Origin of the sequence: Mesorhizobium sp. (assembly GCF_004963255.1) — a bacterium.
Taxonomy (GTDB): Bacteria; Pseudomonadota; Alphaproteobacteria; order Rhizobiales; family Rhizobiaceae; genus Mesorhizobium.
Map to the genome: position 1 here is coordinate 14965 of NZ_SUGA01000034.1, position 18511 is coordinate 33475.

Below are 18511 nucleotides of genomic sequence, written 5' to 3' on the forward strand. Positions count from 1 at the left end.
CCTCGCTCCAAAAACGTAACGCTCAGGCGGCGCTCGGCACCAGCTGGCGGCTGCCGCCGAAGGCGAGCGCGGCGCCGAGCGCAATCACCATTGCCATGCCGGCAAGAATGCCGATGTCGTGCAGAGTGGGCTTCAGCACCATGTCGGCGATGATCACCAGCATCACCGCATAATCGAGGCGCGCCCATTTCATCATGCGCTGGCCGATGGCGAGGACGGCGGGCGTGATGCCCTGCTCGGCGACCATGGCGCCCATGCGCTCGCCGGTCGGCTTGAAGATCAGCATGCCGATCGAGAAGGTCGTCGCATAGCCGACGAGGCCGATGACAATCCACAGTTCGGCAAAGCCGACCCAGAAGCCGCACATGACGAGACCGAAGATCAGCGTCAGCATCGACATCGGCGCGAAGAACATGCCGCCGAGCTGTCCGCTGGCGCGCATTGCCTGCAGCTTGTCCTCAATGTTGCCGGCGCGCTCGGCCAGCACGCCGAGCAGGAACAGCACGAAGCCGCCGCCGACCCACAAAATAGCCGAAACGACGTGAAGGAATTTGACGATCGAATACCAATCCATGGTTTGCTCCCGGATATCCTGCCTGATTTCAAGCGGCGAGGATTTGCGCGCCGCTTCAGAGGAGCGGCCTTTTGCGTGGCGCGTGTTTCGGAACGATGCCGCGGCAGCGGCGGGCATGTTACAGGCGGCCACGATCGGCATTCGAAAAACCGGTTAAGACGATCCCTAGCGGCGGAGCCGCTGTCCTGTTCCGGCACAGGGAAGAGCGTTCGCTCAAAAAATCGCCGCCGCGTTAAGGGTTCGTTAAGCTTTACAGGCGTTTACTATGCGCATCCAGTTTTGCTGGATTCTTACCGAGTGGTTGGAGCCACTTTGTTTGACGCCTCCCTGTTAAACTCCTGAGAGCCGCCTTATCCGCGGCTCTTTTTTTGTCCGTAGGCGGCCGGCGCCAAAGCAGCCGGCGTTAACCGTTTGTTAAACATGCGCTTGCCTTCATGGGCATCGAAGCGCATTTTCAAGCCTCAGTCATTTAAGGGTGCTGGCCACGTCGGCAAGGATAGTCGAATCGGCTGGCGGCAGTGCAGGGGCGTATCGATGAACGAGCCTTCGAAGGGCAGCGCGAAAACCATCAAGCTGGCGGAACGCCGGGTTTTCTCCCAATCCTTCAAGCCGCTCTACCAGGAAGGCATGGGGCTGGTCGAACAGGCCGCCGAATATCTCGATGGCAAGGGCAGGCTCGAGGCCAAGAAATTATCGCGCACTGCCGCGACCCTCTATGCGGCGGAATCGATGCGGCTGACCACGAGGCTGATGCAGGTCGCCTCCTGGCTTTTGCTGCAGCGCGCGGCGAATTCCGGCGAGATGACGCGCGACCAGGTGGCCTCGGAGAAATCCAAGGTGCGACTGGATACCGCGTCGGCGCATGACGAGGCGCTTGGCTGGAACGAACTGCCGAAGGAATTTCTCGATCTGGTGACGCGCTCGCTGCGCCTGCAGGCGCTGGTACGGCGCATGGACGAGGAAATCTATGGCGGTGTCGTGGCCGAGACGCACGCCCCCAGCCGCCGGGCCAATCCGGTTTCCGACCAGATCAGCCTTTTGAACACGGCGTTCGCGCGCGGCTGACACCGCGTCTGCAACAAACGCTGAGATAGCGCCGGCGGCTTCCCTCATCGAGCCGTGATCAGCGCAAATCAAGCGCCTCTGGCCTCCAGCCACTTTTCGATATTGCGGCAGCAGCCTTCGGCGCATTGAAGGCCGTGCCCACCTTCGCGAGAAAGATCACCCTTGCCTGGAAGCGATAGGTCTCTAGTTGGAGCCGTTCGCCGCAGCCGGGTCGACCCGAGCCGGATTTGCAAGAAAATCACCGTCACTGTGACCAAAGCAGATTGCGAGGCTTGATCCCGTGCATTCGCCATTGGACCGCATTCCGGTATCGATCATCATCCCCAACTACAATTACGAACAGTTTCTCGGGCGCGCCATCGACAGCGCGTTGGAGCAGGACCACCGAAATGTCGAGGTCGTGGTCGTCGACGACGCTTCGACCGATGCGTCAGTGGCCGTCATCGAATCCTATGGCGACAAGATCCGCCCGTGCCTGAGGCGCAGGAATGGCGGGCATGGCGCAGCATTCAACACCGGGTTCGAGGCGAGCACCGGGGAGATCATCCTTTTCCTGGACGCCGACGATTATCTCTATCCGAACGCCGTCTCCGAGGTTCTGGACGAGTGGGATGCGGATGTCGCCCAGGCGCAATTCCGGCTGCATCTGGTTGATGAGGACCAGCAGATCAAGGATGTCTTTCCCCCTCCGGAACAGCCGTTCGATTCAGGCGACGTCGTGCCGGAATTGTTGCGCAAGGGGCGCTACCGTACGACGGTGACAAGCGGGCTGGCGTTCGACCGCGAGGCGCTGGAACCGATAATGCCCATGCCTGAGAGCGATTTCCGGCAAGGCGCCGATGGCTATCTGGCGACACTGGCGCCGCTTCACGGAGAAGTGAAATCCATCGACACCTGCCTTGGCGCCTACCGCATCCACGGCTCCAACCATTCGGTCTTCGACGAGAAGCTTGCCGAGCGGGCGCGCTGGCGCATGCAGCATGACTTCCGGCGCCTCGAAGCCCTGTCCGACCGGGCGGCCGAGATCGGCTTGACCATGCCGCCGGATGCCGGCCTTCACGATCCGGTTCACCTGGAAGAGCGGTTGGCTTCGCTCTGCGTCGACGAGCCCCGGCATCCGGTTGCGACAGACTCCCGGCTGGGGCTGGCAAGAGCGGGCGCCGCCGCCAGCCTGGAAATGAACGCATCCTGGCGGCGGCGGGCCGCCCTGGCGGCATGGTTCCTTGGCATCGGCATCCTGCCGCGGCGCATGGGTAATGCGGTGCTGGCATGGAAGCTGGTCGCGTCGTCCCGGCCGGCGGTCCTCACGCGGCTGTCGAAAACCATCCGTCGCGTGACGAACTAGGTTCTAGGCAGGCAGGCCGCCATCGGCCGCTCAACGGGATTTTTGGATGTGATCCTGAGATCGCGATCGTTTCCGGTTTGTTCACATTTCGCTGGCATCGCTTGCCGCCGAGGTTAAACTTGGCGCATGGGGGAAGCGATTCGCATCATCGGCATCGATCCGGGCCTGAGGCGCACCGGATGGGGGATCATCGATAGCCTGGGCAATTCGCTGCGCTTCATCGCGTCCGGCACCGTGCGCTCGGATGACAAGGCGCCGCTCGCGACGCGGCTCTGCCAATTGCATGATGGGCTGGCCGAGGTGCTGCATCAGGCCATGCCGCACGAGGCGGCGGTCGAACAGACCTTCGTCAACAAGGATGCGACGGCGACGCTGAAGCTCGGCCAGGCGCGCGGCATCGCCATGCTGGTGCCGGCGCGCGCCGGGCTGGTCGTCGCCGAATACGCGCCCAATGCGGTCAAGAAGGCGGTGATCGGGGTCGGCCATGGCGAGAAGAAGCAGATCCATATGATGGTCAAGGTGCTGATGCCGAAGGCGGTCTTCGACACGGATGACGCCGCCGACGCCCTTGCCATCGCCATCTGCCATGCGCATCACCGGCCGAGCGTCGCCTACCGGACGGCTGCGCTGGCCGGGTAGCGTTGTTCTTGACTTGTTCTCATTTGCGCGGTAAGTAATACCTTGGAGGTATTACCATGCGTGTGACCACCAAAGGACAAGTCACGATCCCCAAACAAATAAGGGACCATTTGGGCATAGGCCCGGGTTCGGAGGTCCAGTTCGTGGCTACGGACGAGGGCGCCCAGCTTGTCGCGGTCAACGAAAACATTTCGGAGGAGGAAGCTGCCCGCAAATTCAAAGAGGTCCTCGACAAGATGGAGGGGACGCTGGATTTGGCCGGCATGACGACTGACGAGTATATGGAGTGGTTGAGGGGACCACGTGAAAATCTCGACGTTAATTGACACAAACGTGCTCATTGATGTCTGGGGCCTGCCGGGCCGCTGACGGAATGGTCTTCGTCCGCGATTATCTCCTGCCGACGCGATGGCGCGTTGATCGTCAACAGCATCGTCTGGTCCGAGCTTGCTCCGCTGGTTGCTTCCGAAGCAATGCTGAGGAAAGCAGCCGAGAGGCTTGAGCTGGATCGCGAGTTTTTGCCTTGGGAAGCCGCATTCTTGGCTGGAGTGGCACATTCCCGCTATCGGCGGGCTGGCGGCGTTCGAGATCGGACCTTGCCGGATTTTTTCATTGGTGCTCATGCGACCGTTGCAGGTCATCGCCTATTGACGCGCGACGCTCCTCGCTATCGCAGCTATTTCCCCGATCTCGAAATCGTCTCTCCGGAAACGCATCCATGAAAGCCAGGTCATGATCGGCAAGCTGAAAGGGACGCTGGAGGAAATCGACGAGGACAGCTGCGTCATCGACGTGCATGGCGTCGGCTATGTCGCCCATTGCTCGGCGCGCACGCTTGCCGCGCTGCCGTCGCCCGGCGAGGCGGTGGTGCTGTTCATCGAGACCTATGTGCGCGAGGACATGATCCGGCTCTATGGCTTCCAGTCCGGGCTGGAGCGCGAGTGGTTTCGGCTTTTGATGAACAATGTGCAGGGCGTCGGCGCCAAGGTGGCGTTGGCGGTGCTGTCGACGCTGGCGCCGGCCGACCTCGCCAATGCGATCGCGCTGCGCGACATCGCCATGGTTTCCCGCGCGCCCGGCGTGGGCAAGAAGGTGGCCGAGCGCATCGTCACCGAATTGCGCACCAAGGCCCCGGCCTATGCTGGTGCGGCGACCGGCACGATCGGGCTCAAGCAGGAGCTCGGCGAAGGCGTCGCGGCCGCGCCGATCACGGATGCGGTCTCGGCGCTCGTCAATCTCGGCTATTCGCGCGACATAGCGGCGAACGCGGTTGCGGCGGCGCTGAAATCGGCCGGTGAGGGCGCGGATGCCTCGAAGTTGATCCGCTTCGGGCTCAAGGAACTGGCGCGGTGAGGCGACGCTTGTCCCGCCAGCGGTCCTATGCAAGGAAGGCGGCATGAGCCTTTCGCCCCGCCTCATTGCCCCCGACAAGCGCGGCGAGGATGCCGAGCAGACGCTGCGGCCGCAGTCGCTCGACGAGTTCGTCGGCCAGGCGGCGGTGCGCGCCAATCTCAAGGTCTTCGTCGACGCCGCCAAGAGCCGCGGCGAGGCGCTCGACCATGTGCTGTTTGTCGGCCCGCCGGGGCTCGGCAAGACGACGCTGGCGCAGATCATGGCGCGCGAGCTCGGCGTCAACTTCCGCTCGACCTCCGGCCCGGTCATCGCCAAGGCCGGCGACCTTGCCGCGCTGCTCACCAATCTCGAGGAGCGCGACGTCCTCTTCATAGACGAGATCCATCGCCTCAATCCGGCGGTCGAGGAGATCCTCTATCCGGCGATGGAGGATTTTCAGCTCGACCTGATCATCGGCGAGGGGCCGGCGGCGCGCTCGGTCAAGATCGACCTTGCCCGTTTCACCTTGGTCGCGGCGACAACCCGGCTCGGGCTCTTGACCAATCCACTGCGCGATCGCTTCGGCATTCCGGTGCGGCTCAATTTCTACACGGTCGAGGAGCTGGAGCAGATCGTGCGCCGCGGCGCCCGGATCCTCTCGATGCCACTCGGCGACGACGGGGCGGTCGAGATCGCGCGCCGCGCGCGCGGCACGCCGCGCATCGCCGGCCGGCTGTTACGCCGGGTGCGCGATTTCGCCAGCGTCGCGGGCGCCGCGCATGTCGACAGGAAGATCGCGGACGAGGCGCTAACCAGGCTGGAGGTCGACGCGCTCGGCCTCGACGCGCTCGACCGCCGGTACCTCTCGATGATCGCACGCAATTTCGGCGGCGGGCCGGTCGGCATCGAGACGATCGCGGCCGGGCTCTCCGAGCCGCGCGACGCGATCGAGGACATCATCGAGCCCTATCTCATCCAGCAGGGCTTTATCCAGCGCACGCCGCGCGGCCGCGTGCTGACCGCCAATGCCTGGCGGCATCTTGGGCTCGACCCGCCAAAGGATATCGCCCAGCAGCAGATCAGCCTGTTCCAGGAAGAGTAACGCAGATTTGTTCGCCTTCCTGCCGCGCGGAGGCCGATCTGCGCGGAATCTGCGCGCCTTGGCCTAGCTGAGGGCGCAATTGCCGCCTCTAAGGCAGCTTCCCTGATAAATCCCAAGGGGCTTGGGCCGTTCCATGATCACCAGACGCGGTTTCCTGCGCCTTGTCGGCGGCTCGGCCTTCGCCATGGTGTCGCTCGGCGCCTATGCGGTCGGCATCGAGCCGATGCTGCTCACCCACGTGAAGCGCTACACGCTGACGCCGCCGCATTGGCCGGCTGGCCTAAAGTTGCGCGTCGTGGCGCTGGCCGACATCCATGCCTGCCGGCCCTGGATGACGCCGGAACGGATCGCAGCGCTGGCCGAGCAGGCCAATGCGCTGCACCCGGACGTCATCGTCATGCTTGGCGACTACCCTGCGGGAACTCGCATGGTGACCGGCTGGGTGAACGCATCCGAATGGGCGCCGGCGCTCTCCGGTCTCAAGGCACCGCTCGGCGTGTTCTCGATCCTCGGCAATCACGACTGGTGGGAGGACCGCCCGGCACAGGCGGCTGGGGCAGGGCCGACCATTTCGCGCAAGGCGCTGGAGGCGGTCGGCATCCCGGTGCTGGAGAACGATGTGGTGCGCCTGGAAAAGGACGGCAAAGGCTTCTGGATTGCCGGGCTGGCCGACCAGATTGCGCTCTTGCCGGACAGGGCAAAGGGCCGCGAGGGGCTCACCGGCCTCGACGATCTTCCCGGCACGCTCGCCAAGGTCGGCGATAGCGATCCCATCATCCTGCTCGCGCATGAGCCGGACATCTTTCCAAAGGTGCCGCGGCGGGTATCGCTGACGCTGTCCGGTCACACACATGGCGGACAGGTGCGGCTGTTCGGCTATTCGCCGGTCGTGCCTTCCGCCTATGGCAATCGCTACGCCTATGGCCATGTCGTGGAGAACGACCGCAACCTGATCGTCTCCGGCGGTCTCGGTTTCAGCATTGCGCCGATCCGTTTCGGTGTGCGGCCGGAGATACTGCAGATCGATTTAGGATAGTTCGGTTCTCGCGCGTTCAGCGCAGCGACTTGATCACATCTATCACATCGGGTTCCGCTTTCTCGCCATCGAATGCGTCGACGACGCCGAAGGCGCCGCCATAGCTCCACACCGACCAGGAGAAGCCATGCGCCTCGGCGCGGGCGATCATGTCGCGCACATAGGCGGCGCGGTACGCGGCCGGCATGACGAAGCCGTTGCCATATTCCTTGCGGATCATGCCGAATTCGCCGAGCGTGATGTCCTGCGGCTCGACGCCATTGGCCTTCGCCCAGGCGTCGATCGTCGCGAACGGCGCATCCATGACGGCGGCCAGCTTTTCGGGACTGTCCATCGCTGCCACCTGTTCGTCGAGATAGGCGAGCATGCCGCTCTGCCGCGCCCAGGGCGCCTCGGCCCTTATCCGGTCGCGGATCGTGTCCAGCGTCACGTCCAATTGCGGCTTGGGAACGGCTGTGAGCGGATAGGGCAGGCCGGTGACGTATTGGATGAAATCGCCGGCCCAGGTCGCGCCCTGGTGTGTCAGAAGGAACGGATCATAGGAATGGAAGGTCCAGATGATGTTGTCGTCCAGGATGGTTCCGGGGTCGATCCTGGCCAGGGACTCCGCGTTTGAATAGCAGCCGCCGGTCAGGATCAGCGTGAGCTTTGTGGCGGAAGCTCGCGCGGCCGCGAACAGCTTTTTCTGGCGGTCAGCCCAAAGGTTGCTGCCGTTCGCGTCGCAATCGACGATCGGCTCGTTCATCAGCTCCAACGCGACCTGCTTCGGATCTTCCCGGGCCAGCGTCTTTGCCATGTTGCGCACGACCTCGGCATAGGCATCGAAGACGGCCGGGTCGTCCATCACCTCGCTCATGCCGATCTTTCGGTTGCTGCCTGCGGGGATCAGATGCAGGTCGACGATTACCTTCAGGCCGGCGCGGTTGATCATGCGCGCGGAGTCGAGGACGCTGGCATAGAGGTCGTCGCGAAGGGCGGCGGTCCGGTCCGAAAGAAAGGGCGCGGGATCGACTGGCATGCGCACGAAATCGAGGCCGGCTTCCTTGAGCGCCTTGAGGTCGTCCTGCTTGAGGGATTTGCGCCACTCGGGATAAGGCAGCATTGCCTGGCGGTCGCCCCATTTGTCCTCGGTCGGCCAGGTGACCCACTGGTCGAGATTGAGGCCGCGTTTCATCGAAAACGTCGCTGCCCCGGCCGGCAGCGCCAGCGCGCCAAGCGCAAGCAGCGCCGCCATCAAGCTCTTGATCATCGTGCCCAAGGGTGCCATCTCGTTCCCGCGCGAGAGACACCTGCCCTTCTGGGCCGAAAAAGGAAAGCGCGATGGACGATCATGGTGAATCGGCGGCGCTCAGCGCCGGGCTTTCCGGCGCGCTGACGGATTTCGGCCACCGGCTGATGGCGAGGGTCTATTATGCCGACACCGATTTCTCCGGCGTGGTCTATCATGCGCGCTATCTCGAATTCCTCGAGCGCGGCCGCTCCGACTATCTGAGGCTGACCGGTGTCCACCACACCGAGCTGCTAGACGGCAAGCATGGCGAGCGTATCGTCTGGGTGGTGCGGCGCATGGAGATCGACTTCCGCTCGCCGGCGCGCATGGACGATATCCTGACCATCGACACACGCACCGACGACATCTCCGGCGCGCGCATCGTCATGGGGCAGCAGCTGAAGCGCGGCGGCGATGTGCTGGTCGAGGCGAAAGTCGAGGCCGCGATCGTCGGCGAAAGCGGCCGCCCGAAGCGTTTCCCGAAGGAGTGGATTGCCGCCTTCATGCCGAAAACGGCGGCCTGATCTCCAGCGCCGATCGGTTCTATCAAGGGCATTAACTCGACGGTTCTCGACAAGCTTTGCCGATGGCCAAGCGCGGCAATGCGCCGCGCCTGACATCCTAACCCATCCTTAACCATAACGGTTCATGAAGGAATTGGCGAAGATTGGCGCAATTCGCGCGCCTTCCTTTCACCAATATTTGCCTCGAAAAGGCCGCGAAACGGTGCATTCGGGGCGTGTCCCGCAAGCTTCACGCTTCGCGCGATCGGACCAAAGGGATGCCCATGGGCCAGCCGCCAGCGATGCCCGGAAAATCTTAAGGACTTAAGTGATGGAAAATATCGCACTCGCCGATCCGGCAGCGCATTTATCGATCTGGGCCCTGTTCATGCAGGCCGGCTGGGTGGTCAAGCTGGTGATGATCGGCCTGCTTTGCGCCTCGATCTGGACCTGGGCGATCATCATCGACAAGCTCGTCGCCTATAGCCGCATGCGCCTCGCCCTCAATCGCTTCGAGCAGGTCTTCTGGTCCGGGCAATCGCTCGAGGACCTTTACCGCACGCTGGCCGACCGCAAGACCACCGGCATGGGCGCGATCTTCGTCGCCGCCATGCGCGAATGGAAGAAGAGTTTCGAAAAGGGCGCGAAATCGCCGCTGGCGCTGCAGACCCGCATCGACAAGGCGATGGACCTGGCGCTGACGCGCGAGATGGAAAGGCTGGAGGGACGCCTCGGCTTCCTCGCCACCACCGGCTCGGCCGCGCCCTTCATCGGCCTGTTCGGCACCGTCATCGGCATCATGACCTCGTTCCAGGCAATCGCCGCGTCGAAGAACACCAGCCTTTCGGTGGTGGCGCCCGGCATCGCGGAGGCGCTGCTGGCGACCGCGATCGGCCTGCTCGCGGCCATTCCCGCCGTCATCGCCTACAACAAACTGTCATCGGACGCGAACAAGCTCGGTGTGCGCATGGAAGGGTTCTCGGACGAGTTCTCCGCCATACTCTCGCGCCAAATCGATGAAAAAGTAGCGCAGAAGGCCTGAGGAACAATCATGGGGATGTCTGCTGCTGGCGCAGGTGGCTCGGGGCGAGGCGGACGCGGTCATAGGCGCCGTGGCCGTCACCATGGCCTGATGTCGGAAATCAATGTCACGCCGATGGTCGACGTGATGCTGGTGCTGTTGATCATCTTCATGGTCGCGGCGCCTCTGCTCACCGTCGGGGTTCCGATCGACCTGCCGGACACGCAGGCCAAGGCGATGAATGTCGACACGCAGCCGATCACCGTCTCGATCGACGCCGCCGGCAAGATTTTCCTGCAGGAAACCGAGATCCCGATCGAGGAACTGGTGGCCAAGCTGCAGGCGATCTCGAAGACCGGCTATGACGAGCGCATCTTCATCCGCGGCGACAAGTCGACCGACTACGGCACGGCGATGAAGGTCATGGCCCGCATTTCAGCGGCCGGCTACAAGAATATCGGCCTGGTCTCGCTGCAGGAACAGGATCAGTAGACGCCAGATGCGGACGGGTCTCACCTCATCGGTGATCTTGCATGCGGTGGCGCTGACCTTCGGGCTGTTCACGCTGTCGTCGCCGCCGGCCATGCCGGCCAGTGACGTGGAATCGGTGGCCGTCGATATCGTGCCGATGGAGGCCATCGCCCAGACGCTGCAGGGCGACAAGAAGGCGGTCATGCATGACAAGCCGGCGCCGGTTCCGACGAAGCGCCCGGATGTCGTTCCCAATGCCCAGAAGGTCGGCGAGAACACGGTCGACACCGATAAGCCGGTGACGGACGAAGCCAAGCCGAAGCCGGTCGAGAAGACTGCGGCGCCGCCGCCCGCGCCTACGCCGACCGAGAAGCCGGCGGTCGAGGACGTGCCGAAGCCGCAGGAGAAGCCGAAGCCGACGCCTGCGACGGAAGTCGCGCCGACGCCGACGCCGAAGGAAGAGGTCAAGCCCGAGCCGGTCAAGCAGACGGAGCCCAAGCCGACGCCGGCGAAGGAAGCGACGCCGACGCCCGACAAGACCGCGGCCATCCAGAAGGAAGAGGTCAAGCCGGACGCGGTAGCCGAGGCGATCTCGCAGGATCAGCCGACGGATGAGGCAAAGCTGCCCGATTCAGCGCCCGCGCCGGAAGCACGGCCGAAGCCGCAGCCGCAGCCGGCCCAGGCCGAGAGCGCCAAGGCGCCGGATCGCAAGGACGCGGAAAAGCCGGTGAAGGAAGCGTCTTCCAAGAAGAAGTCGGACGAGAAGCAGTTCAATGCCGACGAGATAACGGCGCTGCTCGACAAGCAGAAGCCGTCTGGCGGCGGCGCCAAACGCTCGACGCAGCAGGCTTCGCTGGGCGGCGATAAGGATCAAGGCCAGAAGCTCTCCAAGTCGGAACAAGGGGCGTTGGAGGATCAGCTCGGCGGTTGCTGGACCCTTCCGGTTGGCCTCGAGGGCTCCGAAAACTTCACCGTGGTCATCCGTTTCAACCTGAATGCCTCCGGCAAGCTCGAGGGCCGCCCGACCGTCGAGAAGTCCAGCGGCAACCCCCAGTTCGACGCCAGCGCGGTTCGCGCCGTGCAGAAATGCGATGTCGCAGGTCTGCAGGTTCCCGCCGGAAAGCAGGACATATGGTCTGACGTTCGCGTCAACTTCGATCCAAGAGCGATGCTTGGCCTGTAGCCTGAGCACCCAAAAAATCAGCAAGAGAAGCGAGAAGACATGAAATCCATCCTCAAGCCGCTCCTGATGGTCGCCGCGATGGCGGCAGGCATAAGTTCTGTCACCACCTTGCCCGCTCAGGCAACTCTTGAGCTGAACGTCAACAAAGGCAATGTCGAGCCGATGCCGATCGCCATCCCTGATTTCCAGGGAGGGCTTGGTCCGCAGATATCGGAGATCGTGACAGCCGACCTGAAACGGTCGGGGCTGTTCGCGCCGATCGACAAGGCTGCTTTTGTCGAAAAGATCACCAATCCGGATGCCTCGCCGCGTTATGAGGACTGGAAAGTCATCAACGCGCAGGCGCTGGTGACCGGCAGCGTCAGCAAGGAAGCGGACGGCCGCATCCGCGCCCAGTACCGGCTGTGGGATATTTTCGGCAACCAGCAGCTGGCGGGTGAGCAGTTTTTCGCCAACGACGCCAATCAGCGCCGTGTCGCGCACATCATCGCCGATGCGATCTACGAGAAGATCACCGGCGAGAAAGGCTATTTCGATACACGTGTCGTCTTCGTCGACGAATCCGGCGCCAAGAACGCGCGCAAGAAGCGGCTCGCCATCATGGACCAGGACGGCGCCAATGTGCGCTACCTGTCGGACGGCCGCGCGATCGTGCTGACGCCGCGCTTCTCGCCGAACCGGCAGGAAATCACCTACATGTCCTATGAGAGCGGACAGCCGAAGGTGTATCTTTTGCAGATCGAAACCGGGCAGCGCGAGCTGGTCGGCAATTTCCCCGGCATGACGTTCGCGCCGCGGTTCTCGCCCGACGGCCAGAAGGTGATCATGAGCCTGCTGCGCGACGACGGCAATTCCAACATCTTCGCCATGGACCTGAGGAGCCGCTCGACCACGCGGCTCACCGACTCGACCGCGATCGATACCTCGCCGTCCTATTCGCCGGACGGTTCGCAGGTCGTCTTCACCTCCGACCGCGGCGGCGGCAGCGGCCGCTCGCAGATCTACGTCATGGGTGGCGACGGCTCGAATCCGCATCGCATCTCTTTCGGCGACGGTGTCTATTCGACGCCGGTCTGGTCGCCGCGCGGCGACCTCATCGCCTTCACCAAGCAGAGCGGCGGCGAGTTCCAGATCGGCGTCATGAAGACCGACGGCTCTGGCGAGCGCATCCTGTCCTCAGGCTTCCAGCAGGAGGGCCCGACCTGGGCGCCGAACGGCCGCGTCTTGATGTTCTTCCGCGACTCGGGCGGTGGACCCAAGCTGGTCTCGGTCGATCTTACCGGCCGCAACGAGCAGCCGATCCCGACCGCGAACTACGCGTCGGATCCGGCGTGGTCGCCGTTGCTTGAGTAGGAACTGGAGAACTGAGGAATTGAAGAACTGAGGAAGAAAGCCCCGGCTCTCAATTTCTTAGTGCCATTTTCCACGGCATGGTCGCGTTTTGGCCGCATTTCCGCCTACGGTCCGCGCGCATTGTCGATCTTGGTAAATGCGTGGATGCGTAACGGCCGAGGACGGCGGCCGAAACCAAAAATTAACCGTGTTTCTTGAATGCCGGTTAACCCAAACGTGGTTACTGGGTGATCAACGAAATCACTCGAATGCGAAGGAGAGGCGGCATGGGCCGTATCGCAGCACTTACCCGAAACCCGGCCATGATCGCGCTGGTGGCGGCTCTCGCCATCACCGGTTGCGCCTCGAAAAAGACCCCGAACAGCGCGGCCGATCTCGGCCTCAACGGCGCCGGCGCCGCCACGCCGGGATCCGCACAGGACTTCACCGTCAATATCGGCGACCGCATCTTCTTCGACACCGACTCCTCGTCGATCCGCGCTGACGCGCAGACCACGCTGGCGCGCCAGGCGCAGTGGCTCAACCAGTATCGCCAATACGCGATCGTCATCGAAGGCCATGCCGACGAGCGCGGCACGCGTGAGTACAATCTGGCGCTGGGCGCCCGCCGCGCCGCCGCCACACGCGACTTCCTGGTTTCCAAGGGCGTCTCCGCCAGCCGCCTGAAGACCATCTCCTACGGCAAGGAGCGTCCGGTCGCGGTCTGCGACGACATCTCCTGCTGGTCGCAGAACCGCCGCGCCGTCACCACGCTGTCGGGCGCCGGTTCCTAAGCCTCGCGCCGCGGCGTCGGTTCCCGCAGTCCGCGGCGACAAAAATACAACATCCCGGAAATGAAAGGCGGCCTCAGGGCCGCCTTTTTCATTTGCAACATCGCGAAACAAAATTTGGCCGAAGTCTCGCGCCCTGCTATGAGCGCGAGGGCGCTTCCTCCCCCCGTTTTGATTTGGAAAGGCGCATCAGGCCAACACCCACCGCGAGAGACAGAATGCATTTTAGAACGGTCCTGAGCGGCACGCTTGCGCTGCTGCTCGTATCAAGCCTCCCAAGCCTCGCCGCGTCGGCCGACAGCGCCGGGCAGGCTTCCGGCAGCGGCTTTACCTTTCACCTACCGACGCTCGGCATCTTCGGTGACAAGAAGAAGCCTGAACAGGCACAGATCGCGCAGGATAGTGGCGGCGGCGTGACTGGTCTGGAAGACCAGCTGCGTCAGCTGAACGGCAAGATCGAGGAGATGAATTTCCAGATCCTGCAGATGCAGGAACAGATCCGAAAGCAGCAGGAAGACAATGAATTCCGCTTCCAGCAGCTCGAGGGCGGTTCGCAAGGCGGCGCCAAGCCGACCGGGCAGAAGAAATCGGAAGCGGCGCCTCAGGACGGAACCGGCGGCAACACCAACCTCGGCGATGCCGGCACCGGGGATTCCGGCACCGGCGACTCTGGAACCGATAATAGCGTCGCCCAGGCTCCGGCGACGCAGGCCGACACCGGCGGCCAAAATGGCGACGGCAAGACGGTCGGCGACGTCATCGTGGAATCGCAGACCGGCGATCCAGGCAAGCTGATCACCGGCGCGCCGCCGAAGAATTTCGGCACCATCACCGTCGACAAGAACGGCAATGTCGTCAATGCCGAGACCGGCCCGCAAGCTAGCGCGCCGGTGCAGGCTCCCGCGGCCACGGCAAGCTCTCCTTCCGCCGAGACGCCGGCCAAGAAGAACAAGTCCGGCGACACGCAAGTCGCGGCCCTGCCGTCGACCAACGATCCTGACGAGCTCTACCGCAATTCCTACCAGTTCATCCTGTCGGGCGATTACCCGACCGCAGAGCAGGGTTTTCGTGACCATATCTCCCGCTTCCCCAAGGACGCGAAGGCGGCGGACGCGCATTACTGGCTGGGCGAGTCGCTACTTGGCCAGCAGAAATACCGTGATGCGGCGGAGGTCTTCCTTGCCGCCAGCAAGGACTACCCGAAGGCCAAGAAGGCGCCCGATATGCTGCTCAAGCTCGGCGTCTCGCTGGTGGGGCTGAAGCAGAACGACGTCGCCTGCGCCACCTTCAACGAGATCGGCAAGCGCTATCCGGACGTTTCCGGCACGCTCAAGGAACGCATCAAGCAGGAAAAGGCACTGGCGGCGTGCTGACGCCTGATACCAAAGCCAACCTCTCAGACCGCCTTTTCTTCGACCTGGACTTTTCGACCGGCGCCGTTGCAGCCGTGTCCGGCGGCAGTGACTCGACCGCCCTGCTCCTCCTTCTCAAAGATCACCTCGACCGGACCGCACCGGGCGCCAGGCTGCTCGCGGTGACGATCGATCATGGTTTGCGGCCGGATTCGGCCATGGAGGCGCGCCAGGTTGCCGATTTCTGCGCCGAGCGCGGCATTGCGCATCGCATTCTCGCCTGGCGCGGCGACAAGCCCGCGAGCGGGCTGCCGGCCGCCGCGCGCGAGGCGCGCTACAGGCTGCTGGCGCAAGCAGCAGGCGCCGAAGGCATCACGCTGATCCTGACCGGCCACACCGCCGACGACCAGGCCGAGACGGTGCTGATGCGGCAGGCACGCGACGATGACGGCCGCGGCCTTGCCGGCATGGCACCCGCCACGCTGCATGACTGGCGCACCTGGATCGTCCGGCCGCTGCTCGGCACAAGGCGCGCTGCGCTGCGCGACATGCTGCGGCATCGCGACGTCGGCTGGATCGAGGACCCGACCAATGTGGACGTCCGCTTCGAGCGGCCGCGCATGCGCGCGGCGCTCGCGCACGGCGAAGGCGAACGGCGCATTGCCGAGGCGCTGACGCGGTCGGCCCAGGCGGCACGCGAGCGCCACGACATCGGCCGCCGCGCCGCCAAGCTCATCGACGCGTTCGCCAGCAGACCGGTTCCGGGTCTCATCCGCCTCGATCGCGATTTCGCTGGGCATAAGGACGGCCAAGCGGCCATCTATGCGCTGCGCATCCTGCTGGCCACGGTTGGCGGCATGTCGTTCCTAGCCGACGAGGCGCGTTGCGCCGCATTGCTTGCCCGCCTGCGCTCCGCGCCCCTTTGCGCCACATTGTCGCGGACGGTGGTCGACGCCCGCCGGTCCGGCATCTTCCTTCGCCGGGAGAACCGCAACCTGCCCGCCCCCGCTCCACCGGTAGACAACCAGCTTTGGGACAACCGCCGTCGCATCACTTTGAAAGACGGGTCGGGCGATTTGGTGATCGCGCCGCTGGGCCCTGCCGCCGCCAGTAAAGCGCCCTTCAGCGAGGATGTTTCACAAAGCCTTTCACGCGCGGCGCTTGCCGCGGAGCCAGCGCTATGGTGCGGCGGCAAGCACCTTGATTTCGCTGGCGGCGATGCCGGCCCGCAATCGGTGTCGATCGTTCCGGCGGTTGCCCCTTTCGCGCGCTTCCTGCCGTGCTTCGACATTGAACCCGCCACCGCCGTCGCGATGCTCGTCGCAGCGCCGCCGACGCCGGCGCCGCCATTCCATGGCCATGATGGTGGGCGAGGGTGGGCGAAAGCTTAACCGATACGTGCTGTTCTGCTTGGCAAGGGGTGACGCTCTCCCTATGTTAGGCCAAGCTTCTCCATCATCGCGGGCTCGCAGGCGGGCCTCAACAGGACAATAGATGAATCCGAACTATCGCAACCTCGCGCTCTGGGCGATCATAGCGGTCCTGCTCATCGCCCTGTTCAATCTGTTCCAGACGCCCCAGACGCGCGGTGCAACGACGGATATTCCCTATTCGCAGTTCCTGCAGGACGTCGCCTCCGGCCGGGTCAAGAGCGTGACCATCGCGGGTGCCCGCGTCTTCGGCAACTACACGGACAACGCCAACGGCTTCCAGACTTATTCGCCGGGCGACCCGTCGCTGGTTTCCAGGCTGCAGGACAAGAACGTCACCATCACCGCCAAGCCTGAGACCGACGGCTCCAACTCGCTTTTCGGCTATCTGATTTCGTGGCTGCCGATGATCCTGATCCTCGGCGTGTGGATATTCTTCATGCGCCAGATGCAGTCCGGCTCCGGAAGAGCGATGGGCTTCGGCAAGTCGAAGGCCAAGCTTCTGACGGAGGCGCATGGCCGCGTCACCTTCCAGGATGTCGCCGGCGTCGACGAAGCCAAGGAAGACCTCGAAGAGATCGTCGAGTTTCTGCGCGATCCGCAGAAGTTCCAGCGCCTCGGCGGCAAGATCCCGCGCGGCGTGCTGCTGGTCGGCCCGCCCGGCACCGGCAAGACGCTGCTCGCGCGCTCGGTCGCCGGCGAGGCCAATGTGCCGTTCTTCACCATTTCCGGCTCGGACTTTGTCGAGATGTTCGTCGGCGTCGGCGCGAGCCGCGTGCGCGACATGTTCGACCAGGCCAAGAAGAACGCGCCCTGCATCATCTTCATCGATGAAATCGACGCGGTCGGCCGTCATCGCGGCGCCGGTCTCGGCGGCGGCAATGACGAGCGCGAGCAGACGCTGAACCAGCTGCTGGTCGAGATGGACGGCTTCGAGTCGAACGAGTCGATCATCCTGATCGCCGCCACCAACCGGCCCGACGTGCTCGACCCGGCGCTGCTGAGGCCCGGCCGCTTCGACCGCCAGGTCGTGGTGCCGAACCCCGACATCGTCGGCCGCGAGAAGATCCTCAAGGTGCATGTGCGCAACGTGCCGCTGGCGCCCAATGTCGACCTCAAGGTCATCGCGCGCGGCACGCCCGGCTTCTCCGGCGCCGACCTGATGAATCTCGTCAACGAATCCGCGCTGATGGCGGCGCGCCGCAACAAGCGGCTGGTCACCATGGCCGAGTTCGAGGACGCCAAGGACAAGATCATGATGGGCGCCGAGCGCCGCTCGTCGGCGATGACGCAGGCCGAGAAGGAGCTGACCGCCTATCACGAGGCCGGCCACGCCATCCTGGCGCTCAACGTGCCGACGGCGGACCCGCTGCACAAGGCGACCATCATCCCGCGCGGCCGCGCGCTCGGCATGGTCATGCAGTTGCCGGAAGGCGACCGCTATTCAATGAGCTACAAATACATGATCTCGCGGCTCGCGATCATGATGGGCGGCCGCGTCGCCGAGGAGTTCAAGTTCGGCAAGGAGAATATCACTTCCGGCGCCTCCTCCGACATCGAGCAGGCGACCAAGCTGGCGCGCGCCATGGTCACGCGCTGGGGCTTCTCCGACAAGCTCGGCCATGTCGCCTATGGCGACAACCAGGAAGAGGTCTTCCTCGGACATTCGGTCGCGCGCACGCAAAACATCTCGGAAGAGACGGCGCAGATCATCGATGCCGAGGTGCGGCGGCTGATCGACGATGCCTATTCGACGGCGAAGGCCATCCTGACCAAGAAGAAGAAGGAATGGATCGCGCTCGCCGAGGGACTGCTCGAATACGAGACGCTGTCGGGCGAAGAGATCAAGCAGCTGATCGCGGGCAACAAGCCAGCCCGCGACCTTGGCGACGACACCCCGCCTAGCCGGGGCTCTGCGGTGCCGAAGGCCGGCACGGGCGGTCGCCGCAAGAAGGGTCCTGAGCCCGAAGGCGGCATGGAACCGCAGCCGTCAAGCTGAGGTTCGGCAAACGATAGACAAACGCCGCGGATCAAACCGCGGCGTTTTGCTTTTGAGCTCCGTCCT

General features: G+C 63.9%; 18 protein-coding genes and 1 pseudogene. 17 read left to right on the forward strand and 2 right to left on the reverse strand.

From position 1 onward, the window contains the following. Positions 1-22: 22 nt before the first annotated feature. Positions 23-574, reverse strand: coding sequence for a DUF2269 family protein (locus E5X34_RS26075; RefSeq protein WP_292570795.1), 552 nt, complete (start codon positions 572-574; stop codon positions 23-25). Positions 575-1108: 534 nt separating this feature from the next. On the opposite strand from E5X34_RS26075, the gene E5X34_RS26080 reads away from it, so the two are divergent. The 8 genes and pseudogenes from E5X34_RS26080 (at position 1109) to E5X34_RS26115 (ending at position 7093) form a co-directional block, all read left to right on the forward strand. Further along, on the forward strand, positions 1109-1639 hold the full coding sequence (locus tag E5X34_RS26080) for a DUF1465 family protein (protein ID WP_042645727.1): 531 nt from the start codon (positions 1109-1111) through the stop codon (positions 1637-1639). 280 nt (positions 1640-1919) lie between these two features. After that, on the forward strand, positions 1920-2984 hold the full coding sequence (locus E5X34_RS26085; RefSeq protein ID WP_292570798.1) for a glycosyltransferase family 2 protein: 1065 nt from the start codon (positions 1920-1922) through the stop codon (positions 2982-2984). 126 nt (positions 2985-3110) lie between these two features. After that, positions 3111-3623, forward strand: a complete 513-nt coding sequence (gene ruvC / locus E5X34_RS26090) for a crossover junction endodeoxyribonuclease RuvC (RefSeq protein WP_292570800.1) — start codon at positions 3111-3113, stop codon at positions 3621-3623. Positions 3624-3679: 56 nt separating this feature from the next. After that, positions 3680-3949 carry an AbrB/MazE/SpoVT family DNA-binding domain-containing protein gene (locus E5X34_RS26095; RefSeq protein WP_292570802.1) on the forward strand — a complete coding sequence of 90 codons (270 nt, stop codon included), beginning with the start codon at positions 3680-3682 and terminating at the stop codon, positions 3947-3949. Beyond that, positions 3927-4345 (forward strand): annotated as a pseudogene (locus tag E5X34_RS26100) (type II toxin-antitoxin system VapC family toxin). Before E5X34_RS26095 ends, E5X34_RS26100 begins: the two are co-directional and overlap by 23 nt. Before the next feature lie 10 nt (positions 4346-4355). Next, positions 4356-4976, forward strand: coding sequence for a Holliday junction branch migration protein RuvA (ruvA, locus tag E5X34_RS26105; RefSeq protein WP_292570804.1), 621 nt, complete (start codon positions 4356-4358; stop codon positions 4974-4976). A gap of 43 nt (positions 4977-5019) precedes the next feature. After that, positions 5020-6057, forward strand: a complete 1038-nt coding sequence (gene ruvB / locus E5X34_RS26110; RefSeq protein ID WP_042645731.1) for a Holliday junction branch migration DNA helicase RuvB — start codon at positions 5020-5022, stop codon at positions 6055-6057. A 133-nt stretch (positions 6058-6190) separates the two neighbouring features. After that, positions 6191-7093 carry a metallophosphoesterase gene (locus tag E5X34_RS26115; protein ID WP_292570807.1) on the forward strand — a complete coding sequence of 301 codons (903 nt, stop codon included), beginning with the start codon at positions 6191-6193 and terminating at the stop codon, positions 7091-7093. Positions 7094-7109: 16 nt separating this feature from the next. Here E5X34_RS26115 and E5X34_RS26120 read toward each other — a convergent pair whose 3' ends face one another. Further along, on the reverse strand, positions 7110-8360 hold the full coding sequence (locus E5X34_RS26120) for a cellulase family glycosylhydrolase (RefSeq protein WP_292570810.1): 1251 nt from the start codon (positions 8358-8360) through the stop codon (positions 7110-7112). 53 nt (positions 8361-8413) lie between these two features. On the opposite strand from E5X34_RS26120, the gene ybgC reads away from it, so the two are divergent. The 9 genes from ybgC to ftsH all read left to right on the forward strand — a co-directional run bounded on the left by ybgC (position 8414) and on the right by ftsH (position 18445). Beyond that, a complete protein-coding gene (ybgC, locus tag E5X34_RS26125) occupies positions 8414-8887 on the forward strand; it encodes a tol-pal system-associated acyl-CoA thioesterase (protein ID WP_292570812.1) in 474 nt (157 codons plus the stop codon). Between the two features lie 310 nt (positions 8888-9197). Continuing rightward, a complete protein-coding gene (gene tolQ, locus E5X34_RS26130) occupies positions 9198-9908 on the forward strand; it encodes a protein TolQ (protein WP_112129689.1) in 711 nt (236 codons plus the stop codon). Positions 9909-9917: 9 nt separating this feature from the next. Then, positions 9918-10379, forward strand: coding sequence for a protein TolR (tolR, locus tag E5X34_RS26135; RefSeq protein ID WP_042645743.1), 462 nt, complete (start codon positions 9918-9920; stop codon positions 10377-10379). A gap of 7 nt (positions 10380-10386) precedes the next feature. Beyond that, on the forward strand, positions 10387-11541 hold the full coding sequence (locus tag E5X34_RS26140; RefSeq protein ID WP_292570815.1) for an energy transducer TonB: 1155 nt from the start codon (positions 10387-10389) through the stop codon (positions 11539-11541). A 39-nt stretch (positions 11542-11580) separates the two neighbouring features. Next, a complete protein-coding gene (tolB, locus tag E5X34_RS26145) occupies positions 11581-12894 on the forward strand; it encodes a Tol-Pal system beta propeller repeat protein TolB (protein ID WP_292570818.1) in 1314 nt (437 codons plus the stop codon). A 266-nt stretch (positions 12895-13160) separates the two neighbouring features. Then, entirely contained in the window at positions 13161-13667 is a 507-nt protein-coding gene (pal, locus tag E5X34_RS26150; protein ID WP_042645746.1) for a peptidoglycan-associated lipoprotein Pal, read from the forward strand. Between the two features lie 215 nt (positions 13668-13882). Then, entirely contained in the window at positions 13883-15037 is a 1155-nt protein-coding gene (ybgF, locus tag E5X34_RS26155; protein ID WP_292570821.1) for a tol-pal system protein YbgF, read from the forward strand. Then, positions 15031-16407, forward strand: a complete 1377-nt coding sequence (gene tilS / locus E5X34_RS26160; RefSeq protein WP_292570824.1) for a tRNA lysidine(34) synthetase TilS — start codon at positions 15031-15033, stop codon at positions 16405-16407. The genes ybgF and tilS overlap by 7 nt, the downstream gene beginning before the upstream one ends. A gap of 103 nt (positions 16408-16510) precedes the next feature. Next, positions 16511-18445 carry an ATP-dependent zinc metalloprotease FtsH gene (gene ftsH, locus E5X34_RS26165; protein WP_095816683.1) on the forward strand — a complete coding sequence of 645 codons (1935 nt, stop codon included), beginning with the start codon at positions 16511-16513 and terminating at the stop codon, positions 18443-18445. Positions 18446-18511: the final 66 nt, after the last annotated feature.